Below are 7,156 nucleotides of genomic sequence, written 5' to 3' on the forward strand. Positions count from 1 at the left end.
AGGAGACTATCAATTTCAATATAAGCAGTCATGTTTTAGATCCTGATGCCAATGCTCCTTGCAAAGATCTATGTGAGAAATTTGTCCACGGCTCTTTAACCGATTATGAAACCGTTTATAATTTTGGGAAGAATTTAGACATTTTAACCATAGAAATTGAAAAGGTTAATGTGGATGCCCTTGAGAAATTAGAAAATGAAGGAGTTAAGGTTTTTCCTCAATCACGCGTAATTCGTTTAATACAAGATAAAGGAACTCAAAAGCAATTTTTCAAGGATAATGAGATAGAAACAGCAAATTTTCAGCTATTTAATAACAAGGAAGATCTTCTTTCTGCCAATATTCCTTTTCCCTATATTCAAAAATTACGCAAGGATGGTTATGATGGAAAAGGCGTTTGCAGTATCAAAAGTGAGGCAGATCTCGAAAAAGCATTCCATGAGCCGAGCTTAGTTGAAGAGTGGATACCATTTGAGAAAGAGCTAGCGGTAATTGTCGCTAGAAATGAGGATGGCGATATAAAAACCTTTCCATGCGTGGAGATGGAATTCAATCCTGAAGCCAATTTGGTTGAATTTTTAATCTCCCCTTCAACCCTACCTACAGAAATATTAGAATTAGCTGATAAAGTTGCGATAAAGGTTGCTGAAAAATTAAAAATTGTGGGAATTCTAGCGGTGGAGCTTTTCCTAACAAAAGATGGAAAGATCCTAGTAAATGAAATTGCGCCAAGACCACATAATAGTGGACATCAGAGTATTGAGGGTAATTATACTTCTCAATATGAGCAATTATTAAGGGCCATATTTAATTTACCTTTGGGGGATACGCGAAGCATACAACATGCGGTAATGATCAATTTATTGGGTGAAAAAGGTTTTGTGGGACCGGCAATATATGAGGGTTTGAATGAAGCACTAGCTTTGGATGGGGTTTACCTCCATTTATATGGCAAGAAAAGCACGAAACCCTTCCGGAAAATGGGTCATGTGACGATTTTAGATGAAGATCGTCAGAAAGCGATTGAAAAAGCTAAATTTGTACAAAGAACTATTAAAGTAAAATCTTAATTTGAGATTCAATTTTATACATAACCTAAAATAAAATGAGTGCAGCTTTAAATACGAAAATTCAGGTAGGAATCATCATGGGCAGCAAGTCAGACTTAAACATCATGCAAGATGCCGCTGACATTTTAAAGGAGCTTGGTGTAAACTTTGAGATGACGGTTGTATCTGCACACCGCACACCTGAGCGTATGTTTGACTATGCAAAGAGTGCTGCGTCTAGAGGATTAAAAGTAATTATTGCAGGTGCCGGTGGTGCTGCACATTTACCGGGCATGGTAGCTTCCATTACTCAAATTCCTGTAATTGGTGTTCCTGTTAAATCATCGAATTCAATTGATGGTTGGGATTCTATCTTATCTATTTTACAAATGCCTAATGGCATTCCTGTAGCTACTGTGGCACTTAATGCAGCCAAAAATGCTGGAATATTAGCAGCGCAAATCCTGGGAACGTCTGATGCTGCACTTTCTCAAAGACTCTTAGACTACAAACAAAGTTTGAAGGAAAAGGTGGAAGAAAGTGCTAGGGAGATGGAAAGTTAAGAATTGATTGTTCGGTGACATTAATTTATGATGACAAGAGAAGCCCCCAAGAAGCTTCTTATTTTAAAATCACTAGATGCGCTGCGCTGAAATCTAAGGGCAGTGGAAAAAGAATCATGAAGAGCTGATCTAAAATCAGGATTTAATTAACCAAGATTCAATTTCCTGCCTTATCTAAAATAAAAAAAACAGTATAAAGAACATAAGCTCTTATCTATTCGAGGAGGCAGCACAAAGAAATATCTGATTAATTAAATTAGCTACCTAAATAGCAATTAAAACCATTTTCGTGATATATATATTCTCATTCTAGCAAACCTATAGGCGACATCTATTTACTTAATTCCAGCGATGATCTTCCGGAAAATTAGCTATATGTGCATATTTGGGTCCTAGGCCAATTACCGCTTCACGCCAAAGATTTTCTTCATCTTCAACAAAAATCACCTCAGAATTGAATGAATCGCTAGCCATCCAAGAATTTTCTTTCATTTCATCCTCAAGCTGACCTGCTCCCCAGCCTGAATATCCCATGAAAAATTTAATTTCATTATGTTGTATCTCATTATTATCGATGAGCACTTTAAGTGCCTCAAAATTACCACCCCAATACATATCATCCTTAATTTTGAGTCCGCTTTTTATTTTATCATAGCAGCGATGCACAAATTGTAAACTGTCTGTTTCTACTGGGCCGCCAATAAATATTGGAAAATTGGCCCATTTTAAATCAGAAACTAAATCGCTAAGTATCAAATTACTTCTTTGATTTAGTACAAAGCCTACTGCCCCACTCTGCGCACATTCGGTAAGGAGAACAACAGAACGCTTGAAATTAGGATCAAGCATGAAAGGTTCGGATACGAGTAAAGAACCATTTTGGGGTTTTATCGGACTTATCATTAGTAAAAATTAAATTTATTGAATATTACTATCAAACAGATTTTTTTCAATTTTATTATGTGACTTTATTTTAGCGTGAGCGTTAAGGAAGGTAAGGGCATTCTTTTTGGCTTCTTCGCCAAAACAGATATAGCGTACAGCCTGTTAAAACGCCCTTAATGATCATTCAATTGTAAGAAATTTCAAAATAGGCAATATCTTTTATATTATCTAGCGCTAAAAATTCTTGAAATGATAGAATAACAAGGTGCAATTGTTAAGTTTGCAGTAATCAGGATATCGGATAATTGTCTTGATTATTAATTTATACTATGTCAGTAGAAAAACAAACATTAGAAAACCTCCGTCAGGAGTACAGTGCTGAGAAATTAACAGTTAAAGACGTAACTAAGGACCCAATCAAGCAGTTTGGGCATTGGTTAAAGGAGGCAATGGAAGCGGGTGTAATTGAGCCAAATGCCATGACTTTAGCAACCACAAGTATCGACAGAAAGCCTTCCGCACGCATTGTTTTGCTAAAGGGCTATGAAGAGCGTGGTTTTATGTTTTACACCAATTATTTGAGCGCTAAAGGCAAAGAAATGGCTAAAAACCCAGTTGTGGCCTTGGTATTTCACTGGGCTGAGTTGGGTCGGCAAGTTCGTATTGAAGGCACAGTTGAGAAGCTTAGCAAGGAGGAATCGGAACGTTATTTCCAGAGCAGACCTATAAAAAGTCAATTAGGTGCTATTGCGTCGCCGCAGAGTCAGGTGATTGAAAACATGGATGAAATTGAAAAAATTTGGTCTGAAACTGAGGCTCGTTACGATAATAAATCAATCCCAAAGCCTGCATTTTGGGGTGGATACTTGGTTAAGCCTCAGGTAATTGAATTTTGGCAAGGCCGCCCAAGCCGCTTACACGACCGTATCGTTTATAAAAAAGCGGATAAGAAAACCTGGAAAATAGTTCGACTTGCACCATAATTTCAAATGATGACTTTTGAGGATATAAGATCTCTTTTAAGCGGGAAATTTGGTTCGGAAGCAATTTTGGATAGTCAGACGACTGGTTTACAGTCTGCTCTATTTATTCATCCTGATTTTATTGTTCCTGTTTGTGAAGAGTTAAGGGACAATAAAGCTACTTGGTTCGACTTTCTTTCTTGTTTAACAGGTGTTGATCATGGCCCTGAGAGTAACAAATTCTCGGTGGTTTATCACCTCTCATCAATTCCTCATCAGCATCAATTGGTTTTGAAGGTGGAGATTGAACACCATCGTCATTTAGATACATTACCCAGTTTTTATAGCGTTTCAGAGGTTTGGAAAACTGCCGAATGGCACGAGCGTGAGGCCTTTGATCTTGTAGGCTTACACTTTGAAGGACATCCAGATCAGCGTAGAATATTGCTTCCAGATGATTGGGAGGGCTATCCATTACGGAAGGATTATAAAGCCGCAGAAGAATATAAAGGAATAAAAATAAATTAATTTGCCCAATTTGCACCAAGATAGCATGCAGGTAAAAAAAAATAGATATGACCTCTTGACGGAAAATCTTCAACCCGAGGAGATGATCATAAACATGGGTCCGCAGCACCCTTCCACTCATGGTGTTCTACGTCTTGAGCTCATCACCGACGGAGAAATTGTGAAAGAGGTGATTCCACATATGGGTTATTTGCATCGTTGTTTTGAAAAACATTGTGAGAGCCTCACCTACCAGCAAATCATCCCTTTTGTAGATAGAATGGATTATTTATCGTCCATGAATAATAACCATGCCTTTGTAATGGGTGTGGAACGGATGATGGGCATTGATAAGGAAATTCCAAAACGGGTGGAATACATTCGTGTACTAGTTTGTGAGTTGAATAGAATTGCTTCCCATTTAATTGCAATTGGTACTTATGGCATTGACATTGGTGCATTCACCCCATTTTTATGGTGCTTTAGAGATCGGGAGCACATCATGAACATGCTTGAGTGGGCTTCTGGTTCAAGAATGCTTTACAATTACATTTGGGTTGGTGGTTTATTTTATGATTTGCCAGTTGGTTTTGAGGAGCGTTGTAGCGAATTCGTCGAATATTTTAAGCCAAAATTAGCTGAGCTCAATCAATTATTGACTGATAATCAAATATTTATATCTAGAACTGCTGGAGTGGGTATTTTACCACTCGATGTAGCCATTAATTACGGTTGCTCTGGTCCGATGTTGAGAGGCTCCGGCTTAAAATGGGATTTACGAAGAGTGGATGAATATTCGGCTTACCCAGAGCTGGACTTCGAAATACCTATAGGTAAAGGTGAGATGGGGAAGATTGGCGATTGCTGGGACCGCTACAAGGTTAGAGCCGATGAAGTATCAGAATCTATTAAAATTATAGAACAATGCCTTGAAAAGCTTCAAAAAGAGCTTAAGCGTGGCCCCGAATTCGACCCAAGAGCAAAACTTCCTAAAAAGATTATTCCTAAAGAGCAAGATTTTTATATCCGATCTGAAAACCCACGTGGAGAACTCGGTTATTATTTTATTACGGATGGAAAGACTGAAATTCCCAAGCGTGTTAAAGCAAGAGGTCCCAGTTTCAATAATCTCTCTGTCTTACCAGAAATTACTAGAGGAGTTTTGATTGCAGACTTGGTAGCCATACTTGGTTCTGTGGATATTGTTCTTGGAGAAGTTGACCGATAAAAAAAGCCTTAAACATTAGCTTAAGGCTTTTTTATGTGTTTTAGGTATGGATTAGTAAACCTTAACCATGTAAATAAATGGTTCTAGTTTTTTAAACTGATCTTTTCTGCTTAATCCCGATAAGCTATTTCTCTTGCTGAGAACTAATTTCTCATCCAAAGAATCTTGCGGTATTGCATCAATAGATTTCAAAATATAAGTTGATTTGATGGCAAATGCGGCCCCGTCAACTTGGGTTTGTTTACCATTAATAATACCGATTACATTTCCGCGGTTATCTAGTAGGGGTCCACCACTATTACCAGGATTTACTGGAATAGAAACTTGATAAGCCACTGTATCACCAGCATAACCATTTTTTGAACTCACATAACCTTTACCATACACTTGATCATCTCTGGGAAAACCAATGGTAAATACGTCCTCACCTACATCAGATGCCGATTTTTTAAAAGTGTAAGGCAATGCTGCAAGACCTTCAAATGCTGGATCTACAATTTGTAAAACAGCTAAATCATACGCTGGATCAATATAAATCATTTTAGCTTTAAATGCCTCACCTTCAGAATTTTGTACATAAAGTGAATCGGCATCTTTAATTACATGGTAATTAGTTACTAAATAGCCGTTAGATGAAAGTGCAAATCCTGTACCTCCAAAAGAACCAGGGTTAGCAGGACCTTTAATTGGTTTAATATTTTTGATTAAATCATTTTGTGATTTCTTAATACTATTTATTTCTCTACGGAGAAGGCTCACATTAGTAGAAATTGATTTAGAGAAGAAACCTGTAGAAAGTAAAGTTCCAGACACTGCAATTAATGCAACAGTAGCTGCAATGGCTGTATTGATTCTATATTTTTTCCAAAGTCTGACATAAATTGGTGCATCTGGAGCAACTTGGTTTCTGATCGCATGAATATCCAACGTTTCGTGAATAATGTTCATGTCGGATTTTAATTTCAGGGCACCCGAATATTCAGATAAATGTGAAACCAAATTGGAATGTTCCACCACTTTAAGATCAAAAGCAGGATCTTCACGCCTTTTATTTTCAAAATCAAAGAGATCAGTATCAGAAAGCTCTCCTCTCAGATAGGTATCAATTTGATTAATAATTTCTATATCGCTCTTCATTATTTAATTTTTAAGCTTGGAAAAATAATTTTTTCAAGCGTTGCAAGCATTTATATTTTTGAGTTTTAGCATTATCAGCATTGGTATAACCAAATTTCTCGCAAATTTCCTGCATTGATTTATTCTGCATGTAATAATCTTCAATAATAGTTTTGCAGGGCTCCCCTAATTGAAGCAAAGCAGATTCCATTATTGCAAACTGTCTGTCTTTTTCTTCCTGTCTTTCCAAGTCATCTTCCACCGGAATAAAATCAGAAAAATCTTCAATGTTACGAACAGTTTTACTTTGGGCGTTTAAGCGTTTTAGCCATAACCTTCTACATACAGAGTAGATAAAAGTTTTTAGCTTACTGTTTAGCTCAAAATTTCCAGTTTTTACTTTATTGTAAAGAACAATTATAGACTCTTGAAAAACATCTTTCGCATCATCCTCATTTCCGTTGTTATTGAGTACTAATTGGAGTACCATGGGAAAGTAAGTAGTGTACAAACGATTTAATATCTCTTTTGAGTCATTCAGTATTCCTAAAATAATTTCACTATCGGCTGGAACTGAACTTTTTGTGTCTTTTTTCACTGTTAATACTTTTTATTCGAAATTGTAACCCAATGATAGCAAAAATATTTTTTTTATTTTTTTCAATATTATGGGTTACCTTTTTAACTTTGGGGTATTAACTGTAAATTATTTAAATACATTTTAAACACTTAACGATGAAAAATTCTTTCAAATTCGGTTTCTTAGCTTTAGCTATCTCTTTATCAGTTGCTGCTTGTAACTCAAACAAAACTGAAGAAGCTGCTACTGATTCTACTGCTGTTGAT

Annotated in this window: 8 protein-coding genes; 5 read left to right on the plus strand and 3 right to left on the minus strand. The window is 36.6% G+C overall.

Annotated features, from left to right (window positions below):
- Both ACILQF_RS08760 and purE read left to right on the plus strand, forming a co-directional pair.
- The coding region (locus tag ACILQF_RS08760) for a 5-(carboxyamino)imidazole ribonucleotide synthase (RefSeq protein ID WP_395627039.1) at positions 1–1,070 on the plus strand (1,070 nt) is incomplete at its 5' end.
- A 35-nt stretch (positions 1,071–1,105) separates the two neighbouring features.
- On the plus strand, positions 1,106–1,612 hold the full coding sequence (purE, locus tag ACILQF_RS08765) for a 5-(carboxyamino)imidazole ribonucleotide mutase (RefSeq protein ID WP_395627040.1): 507 nt from the start codon (positions 1,106–1,108) through the stop codon (positions 1,610–1,612).
- A 339-nt stretch (positions 1,613–1,951) separates the two neighbouring features.
- Here the strand turns inward: purE and ACILQF_RS08770 are convergent, their stop codons facing one another.
- Positions 1,952–2,515: a YqgE/AlgH family protein gene (locus ACILQF_RS08770; RefSeq protein WP_395627041.1), complete on the minus strand. Its 564-nt coding sequence runs from the start codon at positions 2,513–2,515 to the stop codon at positions 1,952–1,954.
- Between the two features lie 311 nt (positions 2,516–2,826).
- On the opposite strand from ACILQF_RS08770, the gene pdxH reads away from it, so the two are divergent.
- From pdxH to ACILQF_RS08785, 3 genes are read left to right on the plus strand one after another with little or no spacing between them, the layout of a single operon-like run.
- Positions 2,827–3,480 (plus strand): pyridoxamine 5'-phosphate oxidase, encoded by a 654-nt coding sequence (pdxH, locus tag ACILQF_RS08775; RefSeq protein WP_395627042.1) that lies wholly within the window; start codon positions 2,827–2,829, stop codon positions 3,478–3,480.
- Positions 3,481–3,486: 6 nt separating this feature from the next.
- Complete coding sequence (locus ACILQF_RS08780) at positions 3,487–3,987, plus strand: NADH-quinone oxidoreductase subunit C (RefSeq protein ID WP_395627043.1); 501 nt, start codon at positions 3,487–3,489, stop codon at positions 3,985–3,987.
- A 25-nt stretch (positions 3,988–4,012) separates the two neighbouring features.
- Entirely contained in the window at positions 4,013–5,194 is a 1,182-nt protein-coding gene (locus ACILQF_RS08785) for an NADH-quinone oxidoreductase subunit D (protein WP_395627044.1), read from the plus strand.
- A gap of 51 nt (positions 5,195–5,245) precedes the next feature.
- Here ACILQF_RS08785 and ACILQF_RS08790 read toward each other — a convergent pair whose 3' ends face one another.
- Together ACILQF_RS08790 and ACILQF_RS08795 are read right to left on the minus strand one after the other, a co-directional pair.
- Entirely contained in the window at positions 5,246–6,331 is a 1,086-nt protein-coding gene (locus ACILQF_RS08790) for a S1C family serine protease (RefSeq protein ID WP_395627045.1), read from the minus strand.
- Between the two features lie 10 nt (positions 6,332–6,341).
- On the minus strand, positions 6,342–6,908 hold the full coding sequence (locus ACILQF_RS08795; RefSeq protein WP_395627046.1) for an RNA polymerase sigma factor: 567 nt from the start codon (positions 6,906–6,908) through the stop codon (positions 6,342–6,344).
- Positions 6,909–7,156: the final 248 nt, after the last annotated feature.

Source organism: Daejeonella sp., assembly GCF_044232565.1.
Taxonomy (GTDB): Bacteria; Bacteroidota; Bacteroidia; order Sphingobacteriales; family Sphingobacteriaceae; genus Daejeonella.

Bases quoted from the DNA above. Each gene is read 5' to 3' on its own strand.
- purE (WP_395627040.1), top strand. From the start codon at position 1,106: ATGAGTGCAGCTTTAAATACGAAAATTCAGGTAGGAATCATCATGGGC.
- ACILQF_RS08770 (WP_395627041.1), bottom strand. From the start codon at position 2,515: ATGATAAGTCCGATAAAACCCCAAAATGGTTCTTTACTCGTATCCGAA.
- pdxH (WP_395627042.1), top strand. From the start codon at position 2,827: ATGTCAGTAGAAAAACAAACATTAGAAAACCTCCGTCAGGAGTACAGT.
- ACILQF_RS08780 (WP_395627043.1), top strand. From the start codon at position 3,487: ATGATGACTTTTGAGGATATAAGATCTCTTTTAAGCGGGAAATTTGGT.
- ACILQF_RS08785 (WP_395627044.1), top strand. From the start codon at position 4,013: ATGCAGGTAAAAAAAAATAGATATGACCTCTTGACGGAAAATCTTCAA.
- ACILQF_RS08790 (WP_395627045.1), bottom strand. From the start codon at position 6,331: ATGAAGAGCGATATAGAAATTATTAATCAAATTGATACCTATCTGAGA.